Consider the following 25,080-nt stretch of genomic DNA (forward strand, 5'->3'; position numbering starts at 1 on the left):
AAGTTCAAGTCCGAGGTCTTCTCATTTCATTATCGTTCCACACGAATGTCCTTGATGCCGTAATACTGACAAAGGCCATCCTTCGTCACGCCGTTGTCGAAGTCGACGAAGAAGACGTGGCGCAGAGCGCGATTTTTCAAAAGGATGGGTTTCATATAGGCGATCTCCTCGCCATTTTCTGCTGCCTGCTTGACGATGGCGAGGCGCACGTCGTTCTCCTGCTGCATCGCCGCCGTAATGAAGAGTGCAGCGGTCATCGTGAAGAGGCCGATGGATAGAGATGCCACCAGGAGCGTCTTCTTCGCGCGATTCCACAGGCAGTCGCGGACGAGGGGATCGCGCAACACAGCACAGGCGGCGATGAGGATCATGGCGACGGAGCTGAAAGTCGCCCGCGCCGGAAATGTCGGCGCGGCAATCATGACAAAGTTGTTGAAAAGCGCCAGCGCGATGAGGAACGCTGCATAGCGTGCTGCAGGAAAAGCATGGAGCACACTGCGCCACGAAACCGTGCGAACGGCAGCAAGCGCCTTGCGCGAGAAGCCCAAAGAACGCTTCAAAAGGCCATAGAAGAAGAAGATCGTGAGCCAATAGATCGCCATCTCCTCGAATCCTGCCATGACATTGGCAAAGTGCTCGACGGTGCGTGGCTTATCAAGCCCCAGCGGTGCGAGCACATGGGCGACGAGAAAATCGCGCAGCGCATTGGCAAAGAAGCTGCCGTTGAAATAAGAAACGACGAGCAGAACAATGACGGCAAGGCAAAGCATCCTGCCCCAGCCAAAAGCTTGCCCGGAAGGTTCCGCCGTCTCACCGCCAGCCCTTGCATCCTCCGCAAGATGCAGTCGATAGATCCGTCCCGCGGCGATCAGCAGCAAGATGACGGGCAGGAGATAAAGTACCATCTCACCGTTTCCCGCAAACTGGTTGCCGATATGGGTGAAGATTCCTTTGCCGCTTCCCTGCGCGTCGTAGCGCACGAAATTGCCGGGCGCCGCCACGAGCAGCACGAGTCCTGCGAGTGCGCCGAAAGCCCCCGCCGGCATCCAAAGGGGCAAGTCGCCCTTGCGCCTCGCCCACCAAGAAAGTCCCGCCGCCAATACGAACACCGTAACGGCAAGGTTTTCCACCGACCAACCCGCCAGGACGCCAAGCGCGAACATCGGCGCGATGAGCCAATACTTTTCGGGTGCCTGCCCCTCATCCATTGTTTTGCAATGAAGATTGTACGGCACGAGAAAGAGGGCGACGATCACCCCCGTCCACAAGTAGACGGCAGCGCCGCATTTCCAAACAGCCACCTCGCCAAAATGCGGGAACGAGAGCCAGGCAAGAATCCCCATGGCAGCAAAAATGCCCGGCTCCTGCCAGAAGCGTCCATCGCGCCGCGCATGGATTGTCAGCAATACGATGAACACAAGGAACATCAAGGCGTTGGCAACGTCGAAGATCCCTTTGCCCAAAAGGAGAAAGACGTCGAGAAAGAAGAATGCTGCCATGCGTCCGCCATGCAGCAGGTAATGACGCTGCAAAGATTCCATGACGTCCGAAAGAGAAGCGATGTGCCGCCCCGTCTGCCAGATCATCGAATAGTCATAGTCGTCGCGATGCAGCGGCATGAGATGATTGAGCGCATACATCAGCGCAAAGATTCCCGCCGCCACAAGAACTGTCTGCCAGACTCTTCCTCTCGTCATGCAATCCTTCCTCCCAATGCCTGAAAGTTCACGATCTCAACGCCCTCTTCTGCCGCCAGCTTCGCGACCTTCGGCGAGAGGATCGCGCCAAGCTCCGCTTCGAAGTCGTGCTGCCAACCCGAGGCGCGCACGATTTCCTCATTCGCCGTGCCCGGATGCATCATGACCTCGGTCACACCTTCTCGAAGGTTCTTGATCGCATGAAGCAGCTCCGCCTCATCGACGGCCTCTCCCGCGACGATGCCCGCAAAATGATTGGGCACAGAAATCCCCGCCTTCCTCGCCAGACTCGCGGCGTTCCTCGCGAGGAGCGCAAGTCCGGCGCGGCCTGCGAACTGGCCGATGCCGCCGAACTTTCCGGCAAAGAGCGGCGCAAACGGTGCGCGAAGCGCGGGGATCCCCGCCTCGCGGCAAAGCCCGATGACGATTTCGATGATTCCCGGCAGGACGTGCATGTGCTGATGGCTGTCGGCATGATCGAGCGAAAGTCCCGCCGCCTCAAACTTTTTCAACTGCGCGGCAAGCTCGGCGCGCACCTCCGCCAGGTGCACGCCGCCCTTCGCATAACGCTTGGAAAAAGTGCCATAGTTCGGCAAAAAGACGCCGCTTTCATCGACGAGTGACGGAATCTCCTCGGGTGGCAGGACGGGAAAACCATCGACCAGCGTGAAGTGTATGCCAAGACCGAGTTTCGGCAGGCGTCGCACGCGCTCCGCTGCGTCCTCGAACGCCGCGCCGCCCGCCATCAGCGTCGCCGAACGCAGCACGCCCATCTCGACACCCTTTTCCACCGCCTCATTGATGCGCACATGGCGACCGAAATCATCGGCATTGACGATCATCCGCTTCAATATTTCCTCACATCCATTTCATACAGGACAGATTTTTTCCTTCGTACATCTTGATTATACCGCAAGAAGAAGATGTTTTGCAAACGGCAGGGAATCGCAGGCGAAGGTCGAATATAAACTACACGCACAAACGTCCACTTTGTGGACATTGTGCGCCGCCCTTAATGAAAGTTACCCAATCAGTCTGCGCCCTTCGGGCTTGACTTCTTGGACTTTCATAGTAAAAATGTATATGAGAGATTCAAGGGAGGATTCATCCGTGACAAAAGAGGATTTTGATGCGCTCGTCGCCCTTGTGCTCGCGAGCAAGAGGAAACCGCCCGAGGCGCTTTTTGCGAGCGGCTTCGGCGACTGGCATGCGCGCGCACGGCTCGGTCATTTTCTTGCCATGCAGGAAATCGGCAAAGCACAGGAGGCGCGGGAGCTTTTCTGCTCCGTTCTCGATGAGGACGTCGACGAGGGAAACAGCGAGGATATCGAAGAAAAGATCTTCGCCCTGCAGCGCCTCAGCGAAATCGAGCATGCGGCGAAGGAGAACGAAGATGCGCTCACCCATATAAACCTCGCGATCGAGCTTGCTGAAGAGACGGACTATCTCTACAAGTTCATCCTGCGCGGCGAGCTTTGGGCAGCGCGTTGGAACATCCTGCACGCGATGGGACGCGCCGCCGAAGCCGAAGCCGAATGTGATGAGCGCATCGCCGCCTACGAGAATATTCCCGTCAAGCACAACAGCTATCTCTATTACGGCTACCGCTTCAAGGCACAGCTCGCCGCCGAGCGCGGCGTCGTCCTCGTCGCAAAGGACTACATGCACATGGCGCTTCACGAGATGGAGATTCCCGCAGAATACGAAGACGCACTCGAAAAGGCGTTCTCCGCCACACATGAGAACGCCTCTTGGATCTTGAACGAAATCGACCGCGCAACACCGCGCCCCGAGCTTCTTGCCTGGGATATTTAAGGAAACAAGACGGGCATCCGATCACTCGGGCGCATCGAACGCTTGATTCACACGATTCTTCAAAGCACTGCTTTTTTGCGCCGCTGCCCGAAGAATCGCTTCATGATGGCTCTGCATTCGTCCTCTAGGACGCCTGCACGCATCTCCAGCTGATGGTTGAGCGCGGGATGGCAGACGATGTTGAAAAGCGACTCGCACGCGCCCGCCTTTGCATCCGTTGCACCGTAGACGACGCGATCGACGCGGCTCATGACGAGCGCGCCCGCACACATCGGGCAAGGCTCGATCGTAACGTAGAGCGTCAGCCCCGAAAGGCGCCAGCGGCCAAGCTTCTTCGCCGCTTCCTGCAGAGCGATGATCTCGGCATGTGCCGTGCCGTCGTGCCAAGTTTCGCGCATATTGTGCGCACGCGCGACGACCGTGCCAGCCGCATCGACGAGCACGGCGCCAATGGGCACCTCGCCCGCTTGGAAGGCCTCCTGCGCCTCCTTGAGCGCCTCCTTCATAAAAGTGACGTCATCCAGCATGAATTCGACTCACAAGCCCGCGCAGGTCAAGCGCCTGCCGGTTCCGATAGAAGAGCGACTGCGTAGCGCGGTGCACATCGAGATGATAGGCGTCTTGCTCCGCCTCTTTCTCCCTTTCCTCGCGATTCTTCTTATTCTTCTCCATCGCCGACTCGAGCATGCGCTTGAAGTTTTCCTTCTTGTTCCCGCTCTCGCCGTCCTTCGCCTCGCGGCGACGTACATCATAGACGGCGCCCTTCATGCGCGCGATCTTTTCAACCTTGTCAATCATGGCGGACACCTCCTGAAAATGAAAAAGGATTCCATCAAAGGAAAATCGTTTTCCCTTATGTTTCTTATATCGTTCAAAATAGTCTGCACCTTAATAAAAAACCTATGCTTCTTAGGCTTTTTGTCTTATTAGATTTCTCCAAGAAAGGAGTCATTCATGACCACAGTTCAACCACAAAACACACTTCCTGCCAATACGGCGCAACTGACCTACCGTTTCCTCGCAGGAGTCTGCCTCATCGTCTTCCTGCTCTGGCTCGTAGGACTCGTCTTCCTTGAGCCCGATCCCTACGCGCTCTACATCTTCACAGGAATCATTCTCGCCATCGTCACGCTGGCCGCCGGAAGCAGTGCACGCGGACCGAAGGCGACCACGATGAAGAGCTCGGAAAAAGTCGAATTTCTCAAGAGTCTGCCCGAATCCTTCCAGATCTTCACGAACGTGAGCATCGGCGTGCGCACGAACCTCGATGCCGTCATCGTCGGAGCGAACGGCGTCTTCATCGTCGACGTCAAGACCCGCTCGGGCAAGATCGAACCGACGGCTGGCAGCGACTGGATTCGTCACAAGGTCGGCAGCAAGGGCACACCGTACCGCGTGCCGATGAAGAATCCCCTGCAGCAGATGAAGCGCGACATTCGCGAACTGCAGTCGTACCTTGCCTCCTGCGGCGTCCGCCCATGGATTGACGGCAGCGTCTGCTTCACGCGTGCAGAATTCGATGAAGAAATCGAGGGCTGCTACACATCGGAAGAGGCGGTACTCGATCATATCAAGAACTTCCCCGACGAACATCCGCTGTCCGACGAAGAACAGAATACGGTTGCCGCAGCGCTCGCGGAACGACTGTAACCTGAGCACGCCAATACTCGCTTTGCGTGCAGGAAAAAAGGAGCCAGCCGGCTCCTTTTTTCATATCCCTTTCACACTTTCCGGCAGATGGAACTTCATCACGTCGCCTCCGCCTGCAGGCTGGATCGTCAGCACGGAGGGATGCTCGTCCGCATCGAGCTTGAAGACGAGGCTCGCCGTCGCCGCTGCCCCCGGTGGGATGTCGACGGCGTTGAACACGGGCGTCTGCCGCGCAGCGAGAGCCGCCATGCCGTCCTTCGATACGCTGTGACGCTCCTGATCGCTGTCCGTGAGCGATATGCCCTGCGGCACGACGCTCACGGGCTGCTTGTCGGCATTCGCGATCGAGGCCTTGACGATGAGGAACGGCCCATCCTCCTTCGCGCCCTCGATTGATTCGACGCGCTTCGCCTCCAAGATCATGACCTGCAGCGAATACGGACTCTTGCCTTCCTTCTTTTCCTTGTCCGCTTCTTCCTTCGCCTTTTCCTGCGCTTCCTTCACGTCCTTGGCGTCCACAGCGGCCGCTTCGCCGCCCTTCGCCGCCTTCCCTTCCTGTGCCTTCTCCTGAGACGATGTGCTCGCCGCCTGCTGCGAACTGCCTGCAAGAAGCCTTGCACTGCCGCCCGCAAAGAAGAACCAATAGCCGCCAATGCAAAGGACGACAGCCGCCAGCGTGATGGCGGCGAATCTCCCTGCCAAAGCCTTCATACATCCACTCCCCTTTTTCCACTCGTATGACATTATATCGTCAAAAAAGCCATTTTCCCAAAGAAAAAGCTCCCGCAAGATGCAGGAGCTTTTTTTAACGTATGAGAGATTACTTCAGCGCATCGCCGAGCTTCGAGTTCGTGTTGCGTGCAGCAGCGACGCTCTCCTCGAACTTCGCCTTCTCCTCGTCGGAGAACTTGACCTCGATGATCTTCTCGCAGCCGCCCTTGCCGAGGATGACGGGCACGCCGATCGCGAGATCCTTCTCGCCATACTCGCCGTCCAAGCCGACGCAGCACGGAATGAGCTTCTTCGCATCGAGAGCGATCGCCTCGACCATCATCGCCGCCGCAGCGCCCGGAGCCATCCATGCGGACGTGCCGAGGAGCTTCGTGAGCGTTGCGCCGCCGACCTTCGTCTTCTCGACGACGTCCGTCAGAGCTTCCTTCGAGAGAAGCTGAGTCACGGGAACGCCGCGCAGCGTAGCATGGCTTACGAGCGGAACCATCGTCTTGTCGCTGTGGCCGCCCAGCACCATGCCGTCGATGTCCGTCGGCGTCGCAGGATAGCCAGCTTCCGTTAATGCAACGGAGAGGTAATAGCGGAAACGGCTGCTGTCAAGCATACCGCCCTGACCGAGGATGCGGTTGCGCGGCAGGCCGGAATCCTTCAGCGCCAAGTACGTCATGGCGTCCATCGGGTTGGAGATGATGATGAAGTACGCATCGGGGGAGAACTTCAGAGCCTGATCGACAACGCTCTTGACGATCTTTGCGTTGACGCCGATCAGATCCTCGCGGCTCATGCCCGGCTTGCGCGGCATGCCGGACGTGATGACGACGACCTCGGAGCCCGCCGTAGGAGCATAGCCGTTCGGATCGTCCGGCAGAGCCGTGACGCCCTTCACCGTCGTGTCAAAGTTCAGCATGTGAGCCGTCTGCATGATGTCGATGGCCTTGCCTTCAGGCACGCCTTCCTTGATGTCAACGAGGACGACCTCGCTGCAGAACGCCTTCGTCGCAAGAACGTTCGCAACGGTAGCTCCGACATTACCTGCACCAACAACTGTTACTTTCATGTAAAATCTGCCTCCTTTGAAATTCGGCGAGACATCCCCCACTTGCCGGGACGCATCTCCAGTGCTTGGATGATAAGTAAAACCCAAGTTCATCGCCTTTGATTATACCAAAATTTACAGAAATAATCAATTTGTTTCATGCAAATTTTGATGAAATCATTACTCCCATTTATCAGTATGCGCAAAGGCTATGCTTGCTCTTCAAACATATCCTTGCCCACACCGCACAAGGGACAGACGAAGTCCTCCGGCAGATCTTCAAACTTCACGCCCGGCGCAAGATCATAGTCGGGATCGCCCTTCGCCTCATCGTACACCCAGCCGCAGACCGTGCAAGTCCAAGTTTTCATAAGAAATTCCTCCTTGTCAGAATGAAATCTTCGGGGCAACGCCCCGCTACGCTCCTATGATACTATGCACGGTCAGACAAAGCAAGCGTTTTGAAAATCATATTTTGAAATTCTTGATGTCGTCCGTGAACGACACGGCGATCTTTTGGAAATCCTGGATCTTTTCCATCATGTCCTGCAGCTTCCCGTGATGGTCGCCCACCGTCTCGTTGACGGACTTTGCTGCAGCGGAATTCTCCTCGGAAAGTCCTGCGACATTTTTCACCTGTCCGATGGCGTCATTCATGCGTCTCATCTCGTCGTTGAGACGCTCTATGATGCCGCCGATGCTCGCCGACACCTCGCGGATATTCGCGACGAAAGCGTTGTTGCTCTCAACGACCTGCACGAGTTCGCCGCTCTCCTTGCCGAGCGCATGGTATTCCGTGTCGATGCTCGCGACGACGTCATTGATGATGCGCGTGATGTTGCGCACGTCAGATGTGATCGTGTCCGCCTGATCGCGCGACTCGGCGGCGAGCTTGCCGATCTCCTGCGCGACGACGGCAAAGCCCCTGCCCTGCTCGCCGGCGCGCGCCGCTTCGACCGAAGCGTTGAGGGCGAGGAGATTCGTCTGCGAGGCGATTTCTGTCACCATGTTGGCGATGGAGATGATCTTCTCCGTCTCACTCTTCAAGGAGTCGGCGGCGTTGCGCACGGCAGCGAAGTTTTCCATGCTCCTGCCCAGCGCATCGCTGGAGGCGCGCACGCCGTCGAAACCGCGCGCCACATTTTCCACGGCTTCCGCAAGGCTCCGATTGTTCTTCTCCTGCGAGGAGACGACCTGCTGCAGCGCCTCGACGTTTCGGTTCAGAACCTCCGCCACCTGCCCCGTCGAAGAAGCGCTCTCTGTCGTCGCTTCCGACACGCTGTCGACGACCTCCGCGATGTGGGCGGAAGCATGACTCATGTTGCTCGCCAGTTCATTGAACTTGCCGCCATAGGCGATGAGCTCATCCCCCATGCCGCGAAATCCGGTGAAGTCTGCACGCACCGACTTCTTGTAGGCGTCGATCAGCGCCCCCAGCTCCTCAAATTCATCGCGCGAGGTCAGCACGAGATCAGCGGAGAAGCGATGTTCGGCGATGTCCGCAAGCTCGCGGCGCAAAAGGCGCAGCGGTGCGAGCAGCAAAAATGCGCCGGCGCCGCCCACGATGCCCATGAGAAGGGGAAAGGCGAATACGACAGAAGATGTGCCGAAAAACCAAAAGAGCACGCTGAGCACGAGCGAAGCGGCGAAGGACATGACGGCGAACTTGACGGGCAACGAGCGAGAAAACAGGCCAAGCGCACAGCTGAACGAAAATCTCCGCTTTTCCAATATGCGCTCCTTGAAGCGCAGCCGCAGGCGCACGACGCCGTTTCCTTCCTCCACGACATTGACCTCGACCGGCTCCTTGAAGTAGTCGATCGCGCCCTTCAACAGGCCGCGGAAGTACGGAATGAGGCTGCGCTTCGACTTGTAAAGAAGCTCCGCCTCGTGCTCGGACAGCGGCGTCACCTTCAAGAGCGGCGGATTCGCGCCCGGAATCTTCTTGACGATTTCCACATGCACATTGTAAATGGACGCGAGGAACGTATAGATGTTCTTGCCTTCAAAAAAGGACGGATATACAGCGGCAAAGGTCAGGACGTTGTCGCGCCCCAATTCGTACCAAACGTCATCCGGCGTCTGCCCCGTATGCCTTGCCAGAGCATCGACAAAGGTGCGGATCTCACTGTCCGGCACATCTTCCAACGGGGTGAAGATGCGGCCCGGCGCCCATCCCGCCTCCCGGCATGATTCTTGGACGGCCGTCCCATCCCAAAGCTTCTGCGCCGTATCCATCCACGTCGCCACAACAGTTCCCTTCATGATCCGCTCCTCTTCTTTCATCATATCCTGCGGCGCATTTCCTTTCCTCTCCTGCCCTTCTTATGCTATACTGACAACAAACAGCAAGGGGAGGATTTTCATGTCCGCATTTTCCAAGACGATGCGCCGTCACTTCTTCACACGCGAGTTCCTATTGTTTCTCGCCGTCGGCTGCCTCAACACGTTCAACGGCAGTCTGCTCGCCAAAATTTTCGAGCTTCTCGTCGATACGAATCTCGCGTTCAACATCGGCTACATCCTCGCAAACATCATCGCCTACGCGCTCAACAGCCGCTTGATCTTCCACGAACCGATGACGCTCGAAAAGTGTGTGAAGTTCGCGATTTCCTATATTCCGAACTATGTGATTCAGAACGTCATCGTCTTCCTCTTCTACAACCAGCTCGGCTTTCCCAGTCTCGCGGCTTTCATATTAGCCGCCGTCCTCGGCGTGCCCATCACCTTCCTCGCCGTAAAGCTCTTCGCCTTCGGCAGGAAGTGAGCCGCCCTCAAAAAGCTCCTTCATTCGCCTTCGTACCAGCAAAAGATTGCCTGCGTGCCGCAGTCTTCCATGCCTCGCGCGGAAAGCTCCTCGTAGAGCTTCTTGGCGAGTTTGAGACCCGGAAGGTCAAGCTCCATCTCCTCAGCCGATTCGACGGCGATGCGCATGTCCTTGAGGAAATGCTTGATGAAGAAGCCCGGCGACCAGTCGTTCGCGAGCATCTTCGGTGCGAGGTTCGTCAGCGACCACGAGCCTGCCGCGCCGCCTGCAATCGTCTGCTGCACCGCCTCAGCGTCCAAGCCGCTCTTCTTCGCATACGCCATGGCCTCGGCAACGCCGAGCATGTTCGAGGCGATGGCGATCTGGTTGCTCATCTTGACGAACTGCCCGCTGCCCGCCGCACCGAAATAATGCGCGGTCTTTCCCATGGCGGCGAAGAGGTCTTTGCACCTCTCGAATGCTTCTCGCTCTCCGCCGACCATGATGGCGAGCGTCGCGTCTCTCGCGCCGATGTCGCCGCCCGAGACGGGCGCATCGAGCGCTGCGACGCCTTTTTCCTTCGCCGCAGCGAAAATCTTCTTGGCGAGCGCAGGGCTTGACGTCGTCATGTCGATGACGATGCCGCCCTCCTTCGCTGCGAGGACGCCTTCAGCGCCCAGGTAAATCTCCTCGACGTCCTTCGGGTAGCCGACGATGGAGATGACGATGTCCGCCTCCTTCGCCAATTCTTTCGGCGAGGCCGACCAAGCCGCCCCTTCCTCGATGAGTTTTTTCGCCTTTTCCTTCGTGCGCGTGTAGACGCTGACGGGATAGCCGGCCTTCATGAGGTTCCTCGCCATACTGCTTCCCATGACGCCCGTGCCGATAAAACCGATTTTTTCTCTTGCCATACGATTCATCCTCCCTTGAAAAGCGCGATTTCGTCCCGCACTTTCCTGGATGCTTCTTCCTGTTTCCTACATATTGCAAATCCCCGCCGCCTGCCGCTGCTGCGGAGTGTCGGGGATTCTTCTCTCCTCTCACGAACGGAAATACGGACTCCGCCTGCGCTGCGCCTTGGGACGTCCGATGACCTCGGCGAGCACGACCGCCTGCAGCAGGCCGGCGGGCGTAAGATCGAGCGCGAGGGCGCGGGGGCGCGCCGCCTCTTCCGGCGAATGCTGCAGCTTTTTCCCCCTGCTTTCCGCATGGCGCAGAGAAGCGGGCGAGCGGGCAGCAGAAGCAGACTCGATTTCGGAGAGCGCCTCGCTCGGTACATCGCTCGTCTCAACCGCTGCCGCCCGCTCGTCCAAGAAGCGGCGCAGCAAATCCCGTACTTCTGCGGGATTCTCGGCCATGACCTGCGTCGTTTCAGCCGTTCCTCCCATTTCGTCCGGAGATGCCGAGGATTCGGGCGCTTTCTGCCGACGCGCCTCTTTTTTCTTCTTGTCCAACAGACTTTTTACGAGGAGGAATATGACGAAGAGGACGATGCCCGTGACGCTCATGTCGACTGCCTCCTTCCCTCTTCCATCTTACTTCGCCGTATGCGGCGGATTCGCGCCCGCCTCGCTGATCGCCGTGCGCATGTCGGTGTCCGCCTGCACGTTGCGCAGGTTGTAGTAGTCCATGACGCCGAGGTTGCCGCTCTTCAAGGCTTCCGCCATCGCGTGCGGCACTTCCGCCTGCGCCTCGACGACCTTCGCTTCCATCTCCTGCGTGTAGGCCTTCATCTCCTGCTCCTTGGCAACCGCCATGGCGCGGCGCTCCTCGGCCTTCGCCTGCGCGATGCGCTTGTCGGCCTCCGCCTGATCGGTCTGCAGCTCCGCGCCGATGTTGCGCCCGACATCGACGTCCGCGATGTCGATGGAGAGAATTTCAAACGCCGTCCCTGCGTCAAGCCCCTTGCCGAGCACGGTCTTCGAGATGACGTCGGGATTCGCGAGCACCTCGCCGTGGCTCGTCGAAGAGCCGACCGTCGTGACGATTCCCTCGCCGACGCGTGCGATGATTGTCGGCTCGCCCGCGCCGCCGACGAGGCGGTCAATGTTGGCGCGCACGGTCACGCGCGCCTTGATTTTCAGCTCGATGCCGTTCATGGCGACGGCGGAGACGATCGGCGTCTCGATGACCTTGGGATTGACGCTCATCTGCACGGCGTCGAGCACGTCGCGTCCCGCAAGGTCGATGGCAGCCGAGCGTTCAAACGGCAGGGGAATCTGCGCGCGGTGCGCGGCAATCAGGGCGTCGACGACCTTGTCGACGTTGCCGCCCGCAAGGTAGTGCGCTTCGAGCTGATTGACCTGCACGTCAAGCCCCGCCTTGTTCGCCTTGATGAGCGGCATGACGATCTTACCGGGCGGCACGCGGCGCATGCGCATGCCGATGAGCGTGATGATGTTCACGGGAACGTTCGCCGCAATCGCCGAAATCCAAAGCCCAATGGGCACGAAATGCAGGAACACCATGACGACGAGGACAGCGACGACGAAAAGAAATGCCAATGCTATGACGCCTTCCATAAAGAACCCTCCAATCAATCCTTTTCCCTGACGCGGCGCACGACGATGCGGCTGCCGTGCACCTCCGTCACACAGACGCGCTCGCCCTTCTCGATGTAAGCGCCCTCGGAGACGACATCGACGGGCACGCCGTCGACGAGGATCGATCCGGCAGGACGCACGTCGGTCAGAACAAGAGCTTCACGTCCGATGAGATCCGTGCGCTCCTCAGCGCTCACATAGCCCTTTGCACTCGTCGAAGCGTCGTGCAGCACGACCCTCTTCCAAAGGCGGCTCTCGGGCAGAAAGCGCGCGATAAGTGCGAAGAGAAAAAGCGCGAGCGCGAATGCGGCAAAAAGCGCGTAGACGGCATTGACGTCGCCGCCAAGCGCGAGAACGACGCTGTAGAGCATCGCCGCGACGCCGAGAGCGCCCAAGACGCCCGTAGCAGGCAGGAGCACCTCGGCTACGATCAAAAGGATGCCCACGAGAAAGACGGCGACCTCGTAGAGACTCACGAGTCCCTTCACATACTGACTGCTGAAGAAGACGCCCGCCGCAATGAGTCCGAGCAAGACGCCGAATCCCGTGCCGCCCGTCTTGACCTCCATGAGTACCGCAAGAAAGATCACGGCGACGAGGAGCACCTGCAGGGCGGGAGTCCCGCCGACAAATTCCATACGATCACATCCTTTCCCACGAACCTTCTCCCTATATCTATTCCATGAAGAAACACAAAAACCTGCCGAAAATCCTTAAAATCACAGGAGAAATGCCCAGTACAAGCCAACGGAAGAATCATTTGCCTGTCGACTTTCGTAGGCGTATAATGGCAGAAAGGAAAATCTTCCGACAAAAATCGTTCTGGGAGGCTCACTTTCTATGGCAATTTCTACAACACAGCTTGCACTCATGCTCGCGACCATCGCACTCGTCCTCGCGAGCGGTCTCTATGCCGCCCGCTCCATCCGCTCGGCGGAAGGCTTCAGCCTCAATGGGCGCAGTGCTGGTGCGCCGCTCGTCGCAGGCACGATCGCCGGCACCTGCGTCGGCGGCGGCGCGACCGTCGGCACGGCGCAGCTCGCCTACTCGCTCGGGCTTTCCGCGTGGTGGTTCACGCTCGGCACAGGAATCGCTCTCGTCGTCATGGGGCTTTTCTATGCGAGACCCTTGCGGCGCACCTCGCTCGAAACGATCCCCGAGTTCCTCGGCATCCGCTACGGCAAGAGCGCGAGTGTCTTTTCGAGCCTCGTCTCCTCCGTCGGCATCTTCTTCAGCGCCGTTGCAAGCATGCTGCCGGGGCTTCATCTCATCTCCACGCTCTTCGGTGTCGGCTACGGCACGGCGGCATTCGCCCTCATTACCCTCGTTGCCTGCTACGTCTTCTTCGGCGGCATGAAGAGCGCCGGCGTCGGCGGCATCTTGAAGATGATCGTCCTATGGCTGAGCCTTTGTCTCGCAGGCGTCACCGCCTGGCGCGGTCTTCCCGCGCTCACAGCGGCGGCGCCGCTCGCGTCCGGTACATGGAGCCTCGGACATGCCGGCGCCCAGAGCATCGCCGCCGGACTCCTCTCGCTCATCGTCGGCATCATCTCCACGCAGTCCTACATCCAGGCCATCTTCTCCGCCGCCAACCCACGCACGGCAACCGTCGGTGCATTCACCGCCGCGCTCATTGTCATCCCCGTCGGGCTGCCGAGCTCGATCATCGGCATCTACATGCACGCGGCCGCGCCCGACATCGCGCCCATCCTCGCACTGCCCACCTACCTTTTTACGCACGCGGGAACACTCATCGGCAGCATCGCCATGGGCGGCATCGTGCTTTCCCTCGTCGGCAGCATCGGCGGACTCTCGCTCGGCATCGGCACCATGCTCTCACACGACGTATTCGCACCGCTCCTCGCCGTGAAGAGCGAAGGCCGGCTTCTCCTTCTGCACCGCCTCATGGTGCTCCTCGTCATGGCGCTTGCCGCCCTCTTCGCCATCTGCTTCATCGACAGCGAGGTGCTCGTCTGGAACTACCTGTCGATGGCGCTTCGCGGCGGCGGCATCTTCCTGCCGCTGACACTGGCGATTTTCTTTCCTGAGCGGCTTTCCCCGCGCTGGTCCATCGCCTCCATGCTGCTTTCTACGGCAGCCGCTACGGCGGCAGCCGTCGCAGGAAGCGCCATCCATCCGCTCTTCATCGGGCTGATCGTCAGTGCGGCACTCATCTTGCCGGGAATTCGTAAAAACCATACACGGAGGAATCTCTCATGACAAATACAGCCATACCCGCAGCGGCGGAAGAACTGCTCGGTTTCATCCAATGCTCGACCTCCCCTTTTCATGTCGTAGAGGAGAGCGCCAAGAGACTTCTTCGTGCGGGCTTTCAAGAACTCAAACCCGCGGACTCGTGGCGTCTTGCCGCCGGCGGACGCTACTTCCTGCGCGTCTACGGTTCGACGCTCCTCGCCTTCGTCGTCGGCGAGAAGCCGCTCAAGAGCCACGGCACGCCGCTCCTTATGGCGGCGGCGCACACGGACTTCCCGTGCTTTCGCCTGAAGCCCGAGGCAGGCATGACACGCGACGGCTGCGGCACGCTCAACGTCGAAACGTACGGCGGACTCATCCTGCGCACCTGGCTCGACCGGCCGCTCTCGCTCGCGGGCAAGATCGTGCTGCGCGGCAAGGACGCCTTTCATCCCGAGGTGCGGCTCGTCGACTTTCAAAAGCCGCTCATGACGATCCCGAGCCTTGCCATCCACATGGACCGTGACGTCAACAAAGACGGCGCGCTGAACGCGCAAAAAGACATGCTGCCGCTCGCCGCGCTCGTCGGTAGGGACGCAGAAGAGGACTTCTTCCTCGCCTGGCTCGCCGAAGCCTGCGAAACAGAGCGGGACGCCATCCTCTCCTACGATCTCGGCGCTTACCCTTGCGAGACGGGCTGCACCTTCGGACTTCGCGACGAATTCATCTCCTCGCCGAGGCTCGACAACCTCACCTCCGTGCTCGCCTGCCTCAAGGGCATCGAAGAAGCGCATCCCACACAGGGCATCCGCCTCATCGCGCTCTTCGACAACGAGGAGGTCGGCAGCCGCACGAAGCAGGGCGCCGGCTCCGCCGTGCTCGGCGATGCGCTGCGCCGCATCTATCAAGAGCTTTCGGGCGAAAGCGACGCCGTCTGCCGTGCGCTCGCCGACGGCTTTTTGCTCTCCGTCGACGTGGCGCACGCCGTCCATCCTTCGCACGCGGCGAAAAGCGATCCCGTCGTGCGTCCCGCGCTCGCAGCAGGCGTCGTCCTCAAGCAGGCGGCGTCACAGAGCTACGCGGGAGATGCCGAAGCCTCCGCCATCGTGCGCGCGCTTGCCGAAGAGCATGAGATTCCCTGGCAGAGGTTCGTGAACCGCGCCGACAGCCGCGGCGGTTCGACGCTCGGCGCCATCGCCTCCTCCTTCGTCCCCGTGCGCACGATGGACATCGGAGCTCCCATTCTCGCCATGCATTCGGCGCGCGAGACGATGGGCGTCGCCGACCAAGAATCGCTTGAGCGGCTTCTCACGGCCTTTCTCGCTTGAAAAAGCAAATACCCTCCTGCGCGAAACCGCAGACACGAAATACTCCCCCGAAAGCCATCCTCGGCTCTCGGGGGAGTATTTCGTCGCAATCTTGTTCCACGTTCAAATGCCAAGTCCGCGCTCCAAATACTTGCGCTGCAGCAGGAAGATACATCGCACGAGCTGGTTCTGCTGCCTCTTGTCAAGATATGCCGCGAAGTGTGCGCCGATATGATAAACGGGCGTCGCAAGCGCCGTGCGGTCGAGCGAGCGCATGACGATGGCCGTCGTCTTCAGCTCGCCGACGGCGGGCAGATCGGGGATGGCGATCTCGATTTCCATGCCGTCTTCCAGCGGCTCTTTCCACACGAAAGAAACGCCGTTGCCGCTGATGTCGACGAGCGTCGTGTCCTTCGCCTTGTTCTTGCCGCCGTAGAGATTCGACAAGGTCACCTGCATGGGAAGCGGCACGGGCACGCGCACGAAATCGCGCTTCTGCTGGCGCTCGACCTCCGCCGGAAGTTCCATGTACCAGATATGATCGGGCAGGGGACTGCTCGCGCAAAACACCGAAGAAAAGCGATAGGTGCACTTCTCACTCGGCATGGCACAGTGAAAACGTGCGCCGGACTCAGGGCCGTGCGCATATTCGGCATCCGTCAGGCGCATCTCGACGATCAGACGGTCTGCCGTCATCTCCTTGAGAATTCCTATACGCGTCTTCTTTCCGCCCTCCTGCAAAAAATAGATCTTCTCCTCCAGCGCGAGCACTTCTTCAGGCGCAAAACATTCTGCCGCCATACTCTCCGTCGTCATATCTCCTCTTCTTCCTGTCATCACTTCCGCAAACTCACTTCATCGACAAGGCTTCCGTCGGGCAGAAAGCACGAAAAGTGCAGACGCTCTGCCGACGCCTCCAATGTCATATAATTGCCGCGCTCAGGCTGGGCGAGCACCTTCTTGTCGAAACGCGCATTCACAGGCACATCGTAGTAGCAGTTGCCGCAGTTTCCCGTATCGATATAGAAAGGCCCTTCCTTGCTCGGCGCAAAATTCACGATAGACCCTAGCCGCCGATACGTATGCTGATGCGCCGTCAAAACGACATCGGGACGCAGTTCATCGAAGAGCGGCATGAGAAGACGCCCCGTCGCACTGATGTCACCCGTGACGGGATCGCTCAAATCGGGGTAGTCGTACTCGATGACGTCCTTGTGCATCAAGACGATCTTCCACTTCTTGCGGCTCGCCGCCATGTCGCGGCGCAGCCAAGCCATCTGCTCCTCCAGGAGTCCCGCACGCAATGCCTCGACTTCCTCCCACTGCGTGTTGAGCGCGACGAAGTGGCACGGCCCGTAATCGAAGGAATAGTACCAATGCGAGAAGCGCAGACTGCCGTTGCCGGGCACGGGAAAGTAGCCAAGCCAAGCCAAGGGCAGGCGACATTGCCAGTCGAGATCATACGCTTCATGATTGCCCATCAGCGGAGCGCACGGCAGGCGGCTGATGAGTCCCGCCGCCCCCTCGAACCACTGCCGCCACTGGTAGGCGGCCTCCCCATTGTCGACGAGATCACCCATCATGATAAAGAAGTCCGCGTCCGGGTGCTGCGCCGCCGCACTTTCCGCCGCCTTCTTCCATGTGCGATATCCATCCGAGCACTGCGAATCGGGAAAGATCAGCGCCTTGAATGCACCGTCCCCCGCTGTCCGCAAGGAAAACCAAGGCGACGATGTATCGCCCGTGCGCAGGCGGTATTCGTAGGAAGCACCCGGCGAAAGCCCTGTCAGAAGCGCCTCATGCGAAAACAGCCGCTCGCCGCCGTCATCGAGAAGTTTCTCGCTCACCGCGAAAGAAGAAAACCCTGCTGCACCCACAAGTCGCAGATCGACGACAGCCTGCACCTCACTCACCGTGGACTCCCATGCAATCATGCGCGAGGTTCGACTGTCCTCGGTGACGATCTGCCGCACGAAGAACGCTTCCAGCCCCTCAGCAGCAAAAGCCCTGCGCCAGCGCGCGGGGAACAGACTGCCGATTCCCAGCGAGAACAGCGTCCGCAGCGATATTTTCAAAAACCCGCGCCGCGACAGCGCCGGTAAAGAGGCAGACAGCATGGCGGAACCTCCTTCGCACCATCCGATGCAGGCCTTCTGCATCCGTTGCCCTCAAAAACGCTTGCTCTCTGCCGCGTCAAGCAGCGCCTCATACGCCTCGGCTGCCCGTGTCGCAAAGATTTTGCGCACAGCGGCGTTCTCTCCGATGCCCTTGAGAATCGTCTGCACGCAAAAGCCTTCGCGCTCCAAAAGCGATTTGTGCGAATCCGGCTCGTCGCCCGCCATATCGTTCGTCGCATGATCGCCTGCCACGAGCATCAACGGGGCGAGCGTGACCTTCCTTATGCCCGCCTCCTTGAGCTTCGGCACGACATCGTCCAGATTCGGCCGTCCCTCGACGGTGTAGATGCAGACGCGCTCTTCACCGAGATTTTCCAAGCGCTCCTGCATGACAGCGTAGTAGGCATTTGCCGGATGCGGCGTACCGTGCGCCATGAGGAGCACGGCTTCGTCTTCTGCACGCGCCGGCAACTCCCTCACAACGGCCGCCATGACCTCTGCGACATCATCGCGCTTCTCCTCCTGCCCTTGCCAATAGACGAGCGGTGTGCCGAGCGTCATACGACGAAACCACGGCTTACACTCGTCGAAGACTTCCCGCTTATAGGCGTACTCGATGCCTGGGATGATGTCGAGCGAGACGAGAGCGACGCGCGTACAGCCCTCTTCCTTGAGCTTCTGCAGCGCCTCTTCGGGCGTTGGATAGCGGATGCCCTCGTTCTTTTCCACGCGCTCAATAACGATGTGCGACGTGAAGGCGAGCATGACCTTGACGGCGGGATGCATGCGCCGCACCTCCTCCGCCACGGCGTCAATCGTCTTCTCGCGCGTCTCCTTGAACGTCGTGCCGAAACTCATGACGAGGATGGCATCACGTTCCTCACCAGCAGCGAGCGCGGCATTGTCCGCCACAAGCACGCCGAGGCTTGCGGCTCGCCGCAAAGCGGCGCCCGCCGTCTTGACCTCCTCGTGGAGCTTGTAACCTGTATGTGCCATAGATCTGCCTCCTTTCTTCCATCATAATTCTCTCAAGAATTCCCTGTCGAATCGCCGTTCTCCGACAAATCCTTGACAAAGCTCACGGTGTCCTTTATAATTTCTTTATTGCGCGATGCGATACATCGGCATTTTCGGGGCATGGCTCAGTTTGGTAGAGCACCTGGCTTGGGACCAGGGGGTCGCAGGTTCAAATCCTGCTGCTCCGACCATCGCGTCAGTAGCTCAGTCGGATAGAGCAACGGCCTTCTAAGCCGTGGGTCGGGGGTTCGAATCCCTCCTGTCGCACCAAGGATATTGCGGGGCTTGGCATTTTTGCCAAGCCCTTTTGTTTACTATGAAAGTCCAAGAAGTCAAGCCCGAAGGGCGCAGACTGATTGGGTAACTTTCATTAAGGGCGGCGCACAATGTCCACAAGGTGGACGTTTATGCGTGTAGTTTACTCTTCGTGCGCACGCTTTTCCATGTGACGAACGAGTTCGATGGCGCCGAGTCCAAGTCCCAGTCGCTGAGAAATTTCCTCCGCGCTCATTCCTTGGCGCAGAAAGGCACGGATCTGTTCTTGCTGACGGCTCGGAGGCACATCAGGCGACGGGCTTTTCACATCGTCTGCCTCGTCCGCTTCCCGCACAGCGGTCAAATCCTCGTCCGAAAACTCCGGCGGCTCTTCCTCGTCCGCCGGTTCGTCCTCTTCGTATTCGTCCGCCTCTTCTTCCATCACTGCCTCTTCGTCTTCTTCCTCCGACTCGTCTTCCTCGTACTCCTCGTACTCATACGCCTCATCATCCTGCGTCTCATCGGGCATTTGGGCCGTCGACAACGCACGGGATGCGGCATCTTCGTGGACGGGAATCTCCCGACGCATATTCTCCTGCGCCGCCTGAGCGCCATGCGCGATGTTCGCCGCCGTGTCCGTCTCCATTTCTTCAGGCGGCAGCTGCAAATCTACCGCACCGCCAATCGGGCTTCCGGCCATCTGCTTCATCAAGGCTGCCTGAAAGCTCGAAGCCGTCTCTCCCGCACCGGCGGTGGAAGCCACAGCAGGCGCAATGGCTGCAGCGGACGGTGCGGCAACTTCGACGGCAGAAGGGGCGGAAACAGCGGGCGCCGCAGTGACGGGAGAAGCAGTCGGGGGCGCCTGTGTCGCCGTGCGGGGCGCAGAAGACGCGAACTCCATCTGCTGCGGCAAAGCACCGAGCCGTGCGCCGTAGACCTTCTCCCACTGCGCGAGGGCAGCGAGGCGCTCATCCAAAGCCGCCTTCTGCGCGTTCGCCTCCGCCAAAATACGCTCCAATCGTTCGACATGGATCTGCATCCTGCCGATGACGGCGTCACCTGAGCGCTCGATCTCATAGCGCAGACGGCTCGCGGAAACTTCGACCGACTCCTTCTCCTTGGCCTTTCCCTTGCTCAAAAGACGCCGCATGATGAGGACGAGCACCGCCCCCAAGACAATCAATGCGCCCAGAATTTCCGTGATCACTTCTCGCAGCTCCCCTTATCTCCAGAAATCGCTGAGAAATTCAGCTCTCCCTCTAAAATAGGGCTGTCATATGAGTCGACTACGACTTATGACAGCCCCGTTTCATTCCCTACGTAGATATATCAATATTGCGTCCGCGGAACACATCGACGGCGAACCTCTCTGTTGGCGCTTCCTCCTCCTGCTCGGCATGCCTGTCGCCGCCAGAGCCTCGCCGGCCGCGCCCCTGCTTTTTGCGTCGATCGGGATCGTCCTTGATGCGTTCTTCTTCTGCCTGATCCTTCTTCCTGACCTGCGTCTGTTTCAACGCCGTTTCCTGCTTGTCACGCACGGCCTGAAAATCCTGCTGCACAGCCGACTGCTGATTCATGTTATGCTGTACCTGCGTCGCTTCGGAAGTGCGCGGCACGATTGCTTGCAAACTCATCGGGGTTACATCCATGCATCCCACCATCCTTTCCAAGCGCAGTCAAGGGGACACGATCTGCAAGAACGTCGCTCGTATCAATAAGCGCCCGTGCGGATCTGATCGCCTTCCACGCTCAACGTGCAGCGTTTCTCCTCCGAATGAACATTCTTGATGACGTTGTTGATCTTGAGCTTCACGCCTGGATATATCGTATCGGCAGCACGAATACGGCCGCGCTTCATGCTCTGAATTTTCTCCTCAAGTCCGTCCATCTCTTCCAGAAGACGCTCCAACTGGCCCTCTACTTGGAAGCGCACCTTCCCCAACTGTGCGACCATTTCCTGCCTCTCGGGCGGCAGTTTGCTGATGTCAACCTTGCCGAGCGTCGCGAGCGTCTTCTTGATCTCATCGAGCTTTTTCTTCGTATCGCCGTACTCCTGGCACACTGCCTTGTACTGACGCTGCACCATCGGATTGACGCCGACTTCAAGTTTCGTCGCGACATTCGCGGGATTGCCGATCTGCGTCGCCTCGATTTCTTCCCCGGCGAACGTCGATCCTCCCATGATCTGCCCGCGCCTGCCGAGCACTGTGACCTTTTTGCCTGCGCGCACCTGTGAATTCAGTACAACGTCGGCAATCGTGACATTATGTCCCGCTTCGATCTCTGCATTTTCTGCAAAAAATGCCATGAGCGTCCCCTTCGCCTTGACGAAGCCGCGATTCATGCCCTGGATACCGCCCTTGACGAGGATATTATTTCCCTCGACCTCGGCGCCCGAAACGATGCCGCCGACCTCGATGTCGCCCGTAGCCTTGACGACGAATCCCGCCTGCACGCTTCCCTGGACAGCGACCGCCCCCGTGAAGTCGATGTTGCCCGTGCCGACACCCACATCCTCCTTGATGACGAGGCGAGGGTCGACGCCGATGACTTTTCCTGTATCAACAATTTGACCGTCGATATCGGCATAGAGGAAATTCTCATCGCGAATCGAAGCGTTTTTCCCCGCCTTGAATACGAGCGGCCTCCCCTTCTTTTGGTTGACCTTGCCACCGAGCACGTTCATGCCCGGCTCTCCGTCCGTCTGCAGAACGCGTTCAGCGAGAAGCTCGCCCTGCTTCACGAGCACGAAGAGGTTCATATTCTTGTAGTCCGCACGATCATATTCGTCGGTCTTGGGGCGTCCCTTGACCCCGAGGTCGTAGTTCTTCTTCAGATAGGCATCCTCGCCATGCTGAGGCTCCTTGCCAAGCGCCGCTTCGAAATCCTGGCCATCCTTCGCGCCCTGCTCGATCGCCGCCTCGTCGAGGCCGAATACGACGCCCTTGTCCTGGAGCGCCTTCTTGATCATCTCCGCCGTCGGATATGCGTTGGAATCCGTGTGGTCAAACCCGACCGTAGCCACCATCTTGTCCGAACTGACATGGATATTGATCTTGCTGTAGACTGGACGCTCTCCGTCAACCCTTTCCTGTTCGCTCATGCCCTTTTTTGCCTCCTTCTTGCCTCACTCCATGAGGCTTTTTTTCCATCTCGCCAAAAAGCCCCGAAGCCGAAAGACAGCCTTCGTATGGAGCTGAGAAATCCGCGCCTCCGAAAGATGCAGGATGAGGCTGATTTCCTTTAAGGTAAGTTCCTCATAATAATAGAGAGAAACGACCGTGCGCTCCTTCTCCGGAAGCTGGTCGATTGCTTCCGCTAAGGTGTCACGCAATTCGTTTTTCTCGGCATTTTCTTCGGGATCGATCGTCTGTGAGGACGGGGATTCCGTGCGGACATACTCTTCAAGCGGAATGACCGTCGCGATATTCGTCTGCGAAACGAGATCGTGCAGCTCCTTCTTCGATATCTTGAGTTCCGCGGCAAGTTCGTCGTCCGTCGCCGAGCGCCCCAGGCGGCCTTCCAATGTCGTCACCGCCTGCTCATAGCGCCGAATCTTCTGCCTTTTCGATACGGGAATCCAATCCATCGTACGCAAATAGTCAAGCATGGCGCCGCGAATGCGCACGCCGCCATACGTTTCAAATTTGTTGCCGCGCTCGACGTCGTATCGCTCGATTGCGTCAAGCAAACCAAAAAAGCCGCTCGAAACGAGATCGTCCCGATCAACATGTGCGGGCAGGCCGACGACGACACGTCCCGCAATGATATTGACGAGCGGCAAGTACTTTTCGACAATCTTGTCACGAACTTCCGGTGCGCGCGTTTCCCGGTAAAGCGCCCAAAGATCTTGAATTTCTGCGGAGGGGGTCTCTGCCTTTTTCATCAATCAGCCGCCTCCTCGTCTAGTCATTCTCCGCGGGGAACCGCAGCGGCGGGCTCTTCCATGACCTCAAAATCCGCATCCTGCTCTTGACCGTCCGCTTGCGCGTCTGCTGCTTCCCCATCTTCTCCGGCATTTTCCGAGCCTTCCGACTCCTCTTTATCATTCGCCGTCTGCGTCGCTTTTCCCTCTTTCCTCGTTGGAATTTCCTCCGACTGCGCTTGCGCAAAAAGGGCAGGGAACTGCTTTTCTAAAAAAAAGGCAACGAGAAAGATGAGCGCGGTGACGACGAGAAACACCGCAAGGCTTCTCCCCGCTGCAGTAGAAAACCGTGCACCTGCCGAAACGGCCGTCAGAACGGTGAGGAAGGCAGCGAGGACGCCCGTGACGAGTGCTGTTCCAATCTTAAACAAAGTTCATCCCCCGTTAAATAATCTTTTCCCCGCGATCGATCGTCTTGACCTTGTAATCTCCCGTTGCCAAATCGACTTGTACCGTGCGGCCGTACGTGCCGCCCGTATCCTCGGCAACGATGCGTATGCCTTCCTTGGCGAGCGCCTTCTTTGCAGCCTCCGCATTTCTCAGACCCACGCGCATGACGTCGGACGCATTGGCGAACGAGAACATCTGTGCGCCTCCCGCGATCTTCGCGACGAGACGGTTCTTCGCCGCACCGAGTTTCAAGACCTCGCCGAGCAACAAAGGCACGCCCGTATCAGCAAACTTCGCATGATTCTCGTGCGCTCTCGCCTGCGTGCTGTCCGGCAGCATGATGTGCACGAGGCCGCCGACCTTCGTCTGCGGATCGTAGAGGGATATGCCGATGCAGGAGCCAAGACCGTAGCTGATGATCTGCTGCGGAGCCTTACCGACCTTGTAATCCGCGATTCCTACGCGTAACATATCAGCCATGTCATCCAACCCCCACTGCAGAAAGAATCATTTCCATGGAGCCTGGATCCGGTACAAGGAAGAAGTGCCCGCGCAACTCATCATCTTCGGCAAGGAACTCCGTCTCGATGACCATGGCGTGATCGCCCATCTGGCCGAGCTGTACGAGCACGACGTTCAAGATGGCGCCTGCCATATCCATAGCGAGCGCCGGAATCGACGGAATGAGCGAGAGGTTCGTGAAGCTGTAGAGCGCATTGAGGTAAGCTCCTGCCAAGATGTTGCCGATTTCCATCAAGGCGGACTCTGCCATCATGTCGAGATGCGTCGTCTCTCCCGACTCCTTGCCCATGAGGGCGTCGACAAGGTAGAAAGCGCTGTCCTTCGGCATGAGGAACAGAATGTTGCTCGGCGCCTTGCCATAGACGCGCAGAAAAACACCGACGACGATCGTCTCCGGCCCGCCGACGAGGTCGGGAACCTCGTCGAGAGGGACGACCGAAACCTTCGGCACATTCATATCAATGCGGCGGTTGATGAGCTGCGACAAGGCCGTCGCAGAGTTCCCCGCACCGACATTTCCTATCTCCCGCAGCACATCAAGCTGTACCGGGGAGAGATCGATAATATCTTCCGTCATAACTGCACCTCTAGCATACTGGCATGATCCGATAGAAATATCCATCTCCCGTCCTGCCGGGCAGGAGAAGGAAGCAACTTCTTATTTCATATCTTCCGGCAGGTCAACGATCTCATCGAGATTCAGCATGATGATCAGTCGTGCATCAATGTTGCCGATGCTGCTGACAAAGCGGTTGCTCGTGCTGTCGCTGACGTCCTTCGCCGGATTGATGTCACGTCCGGAGATCGTCAGCACTTCCGTCACAGCGTCGACGATCATGCCAATGGAGAACTCGCCGATCTTCATGATGATGATGCGCGTCGCATCCGTGTAGGGAGCGTCCTCAAGACCGATGCGGCGCTTGAGGTCGATGACGGGAAGGACGCTGCCGCGCAGATTGATGACGCCCTTGATGTAGTCGGGGGCGAAGGGCACGCGCGTGATGTCCGTCAAAACCTTGATTTCCTGCACGTTCAGGATGTTGACGCCGTACTCTTCCTTCAAGAGCTTGAACGCGGCCACCTGAACGTCTTCCATGATTGTCTTCTTTTCCTTAGCCATGTCTAATCCTCCCCC

General features: G+C 58.6%; 28 protein-coding genes and 2 tRNA genes. 7 read left to right on the forward strand and 23 right to left on the reverse strand.

What is annotated here, in order from left to right:
* Positions 1 to 29 precede the first annotated feature (29 nt).
* The gene (locus QZ177_RS03740; RefSeq protein WP_294175568.1) at positions 30 to 1,697 is read right to left on the reverse strand and encodes a DUF6056 family protein; all 1,668 of its coding nucleotides are present in this window, start codon (positions 1,695 to 1,697) and stop codon (positions 30 to 32) included.
* Complete coding sequence (hpnK, locus tag QZ177_RS03745; protein WP_294175615.1) at positions 1,694 to 2,539, reverse strand: hopanoid biosynthesis-associated protein HpnK; 846 nt, start codon at positions 2,537 to 2,539, stop codon at positions 1,694 to 1,696. The genes QZ177_RS03740 and hpnK overlap by 4 nt, the downstream gene beginning before the upstream one ends.
* Positions 2,540 to 2,807: 268 nt before the next feature.
* Here hpnK and QZ177_RS03750 point away from each other — a divergent pair, with 268 nt between their 5' ends.
* Positions 2,808 to 3,512: a hypothetical protein gene (locus QZ177_RS03750; protein WP_009647063.1), complete on the forward strand. Its 705-nt coding sequence runs from the start codon at positions 2,808 to 2,810 to the stop codon at positions 3,510 to 3,512.
* Between the two features lie 59 nt (positions 3,513 to 3,571).
* On the opposite strand, the gene tadA is transcribed toward QZ177_RS03750, so the two are convergent.
* Positions 3,572 to 4,039 (reverse strand): tRNA adenosine(34) deaminase TadA, encoded by a 468-nt coding sequence (gene tadA / locus QZ177_RS03755; protein WP_265070117.1) that lies wholly within the window; start codon positions 4,037 to 4,039, stop codon positions 3,572 to 3,574.
* Positions 4,029 to 4,310 carry a rubrerythrin gene (locus QZ177_RS03760; RefSeq protein WP_265070118.1) on the reverse strand — a complete coding sequence of 94 codons (282 nt, stop codon included), beginning with the start codon at positions 4,308 to 4,310 and terminating at the stop codon, positions 4,029 to 4,031. The genes tadA and QZ177_RS03760 overlap by 11 nt, the downstream gene beginning before the upstream one ends.
* 156 nt (positions 4,311 to 4,466) lie before the next feature.
* Here QZ177_RS03760 and QZ177_RS03765 point away from each other — a divergent pair, with 156 nt between their 5' ends.
* Entirely contained in the window at positions 4,467 to 5,162 is a 696-nt protein-coding gene (locus tag QZ177_RS03765; protein WP_294175569.1) for a nuclease-related domain-containing protein, read from the forward strand.
* A 60-nt stretch (positions 5,163 to 5,222) separates the two neighbouring features.
* Here QZ177_RS03765 and QZ177_RS03770 read toward each other — a convergent pair whose 3' ends face one another.
* The 4 genes from QZ177_RS03770 to QZ177_RS03785 form a co-directional block, all read right to left on the reverse strand.
* Complete coding sequence (locus tag QZ177_RS03770) at positions 5,223 to 5,873, reverse strand: DUF4352 domain-containing protein (protein WP_294175570.1); 651 nt, start codon at positions 5,871 to 5,873, stop codon at positions 5,223 to 5,225.
* A gap of 109 nt (positions 5,874 to 5,982) precedes the next feature.
* Positions 5,983 to 6,951, reverse strand: a complete 969-nt coding sequence (locus tag QZ177_RS03775; RefSeq protein WP_009647064.1) for a malate dehydrogenase — start codon at positions 6,949 to 6,951, stop codon at positions 5,983 to 5,985.
* Positions 6,952 to 7,139: 188 nt separating this feature from the next.
* Positions 7,140 to 7,301, reverse strand: coding sequence for a rubredoxin (locus QZ177_RS03780; protein ID WP_009647070.1), 162 nt, complete (start codon positions 7,299 to 7,301; stop codon positions 7,140 to 7,142).
* Between the two features lie 97 nt (positions 7,302 to 7,398).
* Entirely contained in the window at positions 7,399 to 9,195 is a 1,797-nt protein-coding gene (locus tag QZ177_RS03785; protein ID WP_294175571.1) for a heme NO-binding domain-containing protein, read from the reverse strand.
* A gap of 100 nt (positions 9,196 to 9,295) precedes the next feature.
* Here QZ177_RS03785 and QZ177_RS03790 point away from each other — a divergent pair, with 100 nt between their 5' ends.
* The gene (locus QZ177_RS03790; protein WP_009647066.1) at positions 9,296 to 9,697 is read left to right on the forward strand and encodes a GtrA family protein; all 402 of its coding nucleotides are present in this window, start codon (positions 9,296 to 9,298) and stop codon (positions 9,695 to 9,697) included.
* Between the two features lie 20 nt (positions 9,698 to 9,717).
* Here QZ177_RS03790 and QZ177_RS03795 read toward each other — a convergent pair whose 3' ends face one another.
* The 4 genes from QZ177_RS03795 to QZ177_RS03810 all read right to left on the reverse strand — a co-directional run bounded on the left by QZ177_RS03795 (position 9,718) and on the right by QZ177_RS03810 (position 12,857).
* Positions 9,718 to 10,596, reverse strand: a complete 879-nt coding sequence (locus QZ177_RS03795) for an NAD(P)-dependent oxidoreductase (protein ID WP_294175572.1) — start codon at positions 10,594 to 10,596, stop codon at positions 9,718 to 9,720.
* 120 nt (positions 10,597 to 10,716) lie between these two features.
* The gene (locus QZ177_RS03800) at positions 10,717 to 11,184 is read right to left on the reverse strand and encodes a dihydropteroate synthase (protein WP_294175573.1); all 468 of its coding nucleotides are present in this window, start codon (positions 11,182 to 11,184) and stop codon (positions 10,717 to 10,719) included.
* Positions 11,185 to 11,211: 27 nt separating this feature from the next.
* Complete coding sequence (floA, locus tag QZ177_RS03805) at positions 11,212 to 12,198, reverse strand: flotillin-like protein FloA (RefSeq protein ID WP_294175574.1); 987 nt, start codon at positions 12,196 to 12,198, stop codon at positions 11,212 to 11,214.
* 14 nt (positions 12,199 to 12,212) lie between these two features.
* A complete protein-coding gene (locus QZ177_RS03810) occupies positions 12,213 to 12,857 on the reverse strand; it encodes an NfeD family protein (protein ID WP_009647068.1) in 645 nt (214 codons plus the stop codon).
* A gap of 202 nt (positions 12,858 to 13,059) precedes the next feature.
* On the opposite strand from QZ177_RS03810, the gene QZ177_RS03815 reads away from it, so the two are divergent.
* Positions 13,060 to 14,439, forward strand: a complete 1,380-nt coding sequence (locus QZ177_RS03815; protein ID WP_294175575.1) for a sodium:solute symporter family protein — start codon at positions 13,060 to 13,062, stop codon at positions 14,437 to 14,439.
* The gene (locus QZ177_RS03820; RefSeq protein WP_294175576.1) at positions 14,436 to 15,740 is read left to right on the forward strand and encodes a M18 family aminopeptidase; all 1,305 of its coding nucleotides are present in this window, start codon (positions 14,436 to 14,438) and stop codon (positions 15,738 to 15,740) included. Before QZ177_RS03815 ends, QZ177_RS03820 begins: the two co-directional genes overlap by 4 nt.
* A 102-nt stretch (positions 15,741 to 15,842) precedes the next feature.
* Here QZ177_RS03820 and QZ177_RS03825 read toward each other — a convergent pair whose 3' ends face one another.
* The 3 genes from QZ177_RS03825 to QZ177_RS03835 are packed head-to-tail and all read right to left on the reverse strand — an operon-like array spanning position 15,843 to position 18,832.
* The gene (locus tag QZ177_RS03825) at positions 15,843 to 16,535 is read right to left on the reverse strand and encodes a PilZ domain-containing protein (RefSeq protein ID WP_264918629.1); all 693 of its coding nucleotides are present in this window, start codon (positions 16,533 to 16,535) and stop codon (positions 15,843 to 15,845) included.
* 20 nt (positions 16,536 to 16,555) lie between these two features.
* The gene (locus QZ177_RS03830; RefSeq protein ID WP_294175577.1) at positions 16,556 to 17,836 is read right to left on the reverse strand and encodes a metallophosphoesterase family protein; all 1,281 of its coding nucleotides are present in this window, start codon (positions 17,834 to 17,836) and stop codon (positions 16,556 to 16,558) included.
* Positions 17,837 to 17,887: 51 nt separating this feature from the next.
* Positions 17,888 to 18,832 (reverse strand): sirohydrochlorin cobaltochelatase, encoded by a 945-nt coding sequence (locus QZ177_RS03835; protein WP_294175578.1) that lies wholly within the window; start codon positions 18,830 to 18,832, stop codon positions 17,888 to 17,890.
* A gap of 135 nt (positions 18,833 to 18,967) precedes the next feature.
* Here QZ177_RS03835 and QZ177_RS03840 point away from each other — a divergent pair.
* Together QZ177_RS03840 and QZ177_RS03845 are read left to right on the forward strand one after the other, a co-directional pair.
* Positions 18,968 to 19,044, forward strand: a tRNA-Pro gene (locus QZ177_RS03840).
* A 2-nt stretch (positions 19,045 to 19,046) separates the two neighbouring features.
* Positions 19,047 to 19,123 (forward strand) — tRNA-Arg (locus QZ177_RS03845).
* Positions 19,124 to 19,271: 148 nt separating this feature from the next.
* Here the strand turns inward: QZ177_RS03845 and QZ177_RS03850 are convergent.
* The 8 genes from QZ177_RS03850 to QZ177_RS03885 all read right to left on the reverse strand — a co-directional run bounded on the left by QZ177_RS03850 (position 19,272) and on the right by QZ177_RS03885 (position 25,065).
* Positions 19,272 to 20,315, reverse strand: a complete 1,044-nt coding sequence (locus tag QZ177_RS03850; RefSeq protein ID WP_294175579.1) for a hypothetical protein — start codon at positions 20,313 to 20,315, stop codon at positions 19,272 to 19,274.
* Between the two features lie 109 nt (positions 20,316 to 20,424).
* Positions 20,425 to 20,742 carry a hypothetical protein gene (locus QZ177_RS03855; RefSeq protein ID WP_009644907.1) on the reverse strand — a complete coding sequence of 106 codons (318 nt, stop codon included), beginning with the start codon at positions 20,740 to 20,742 and terminating at the stop codon, positions 20,425 to 20,427.
* 77 nt (positions 20,743 to 20,819) lie between these two features.
* A complete protein-coding gene (locus QZ177_RS03860; RefSeq protein WP_294175580.1) occupies positions 20,820 to 22,211 on the reverse strand; it encodes a FapA family protein in 1,392 nt (463 codons plus the stop codon).
* 24 nt (positions 22,212 to 22,235) lie between these two features.
* A complete protein-coding gene (locus tag QZ177_RS03865; RefSeq protein ID WP_009644937.1) occupies positions 22,236 to 22,994 on the reverse strand; it encodes a FliA/WhiG family RNA polymerase sigma factor in 759 nt (252 codons plus the stop codon).
* A gap of 23 nt (positions 22,995 to 23,017) precedes the next feature.
* Positions 23,018 to 23,404, reverse strand: coding sequence for a hypothetical protein (locus tag QZ177_RS03870; protein WP_009644942.1), 387 nt, complete (start codon positions 23,402 to 23,404; stop codon positions 23,018 to 23,020).
* Between the two features lie 13 nt (positions 23,405 to 23,417).
* Positions 23,418 to 23,903 carry a chemotaxis protein CheD gene (locus QZ177_RS03875; RefSeq protein ID WP_009644990.1) on the reverse strand — a complete coding sequence of 162 codons (486 nt, stop codon included), beginning with the start codon at positions 23,901 to 23,903 and terminating at the stop codon, positions 23,418 to 23,420.
* 1 nt (position 23,904) lies between these two features.
* Positions 23,905 to 24,522 (reverse strand): chemotaxis protein CheC, encoded by a 618-nt coding sequence (locus QZ177_RS03880; RefSeq protein ID WP_006191336.1) that lies wholly within the window; start codon positions 24,520 to 24,522, stop codon positions 23,905 to 23,907.
* An 81-nt stretch (positions 24,523 to 24,603) separates the two neighbouring features.
* On the reverse strand, positions 24,604 to 25,065 hold the full coding sequence (locus QZ177_RS03885) for a chemotaxis protein CheW (protein WP_009644993.1): 462 nt from the start codon (positions 25,063 to 25,065) through the stop codon (positions 24,604 to 24,606).
* Between the last annotated feature and the right edge of the window lie 15 nt (positions 25,066 to 25,080).

Source organism: uncultured Selenomonas sp. (assembly GCA_905372355.1).
GTDB lineage: Bacteria > Bacillota > Negativicutes > Selenomonadales > Selenomonadaceae > Selenomonas.